Source organism: Protofrankia sp. CiP3, assembly GCF_917627345.1.
GTDB lineage: Bacteria > Actinomycetota > Actinomycetes > Frankiales > Frankiaceae > Protofrankia.
This window is the reverse complement of record NZ_CAKJTM010000102.1, coordinates 14,801-15,336: the sequence shown is the minus strand read 5'-3', so window position 1 is coordinate 15,336 and position 536 is coordinate 14,801. Positions and strand designations below refer to the sequence as shown.

The following is a 536-nucleotide window of genomic DNA, read 5'->3' as shown; positions in this document are numbered from 1 at the left end:
GCAGGATATAGCGATGCTCAGCGATCGGCTTGCTCATGCCGGTACCCATGCCTGGACGGTGACACCATCGTCGTCGTTGGGTGCGACGGCGAGCGAACCACCGATTCTGGCCAGCCGGTCAAAGGTCGAGGCCAGCCCGAGACCGGTGCCGCGGGTATGGCCGTCGCCCAGGCCGACCCCGTCATCGGAGACCGTGACGGCGACACCGCCCCGCAACGTGAAAATACTGATCACCACGGAGTGTGCGCGGGCGTGTTTCTCCACGTTGAGCAGGGCCTCGCGAACGGCATCGGCGAGTGCCTGGATATGGGAACGGGGCAGCGTGGGCAGCTCGGTAAGCGTGATCACCTGTGCGGTGATGGTGGTGCGGTCGGAGAAGGCCCGGCAGTGTTCACGCAACGCCACGCCAAGCGCGACCTGCTCGGGTGGGGCGCTGAGCGTCCGTAACGAGTCGCGTAACGCGGCGGTGGTCTCGGCGGCCTGTTGCTCGATGGTCGACAGCCGGGTCCGGACATCCTGGTCGAGCCCGGGTATCG

Annotated in this window: 1 protein-coding gene; it reads right to left on the bottom strand. The window is 66.8% G+C overall.

Translation table 11 applies throughout. The features are described 5' to 3' along the window. Positions 1-33 precede the first annotated feature (33 nt). Positions 34-536: sensor histidine kinase (locus MJ797_RS22345; protein WP_374582785.1), on the bottom strand; the 503-nt coding region annotated here is incomplete at its 5' end.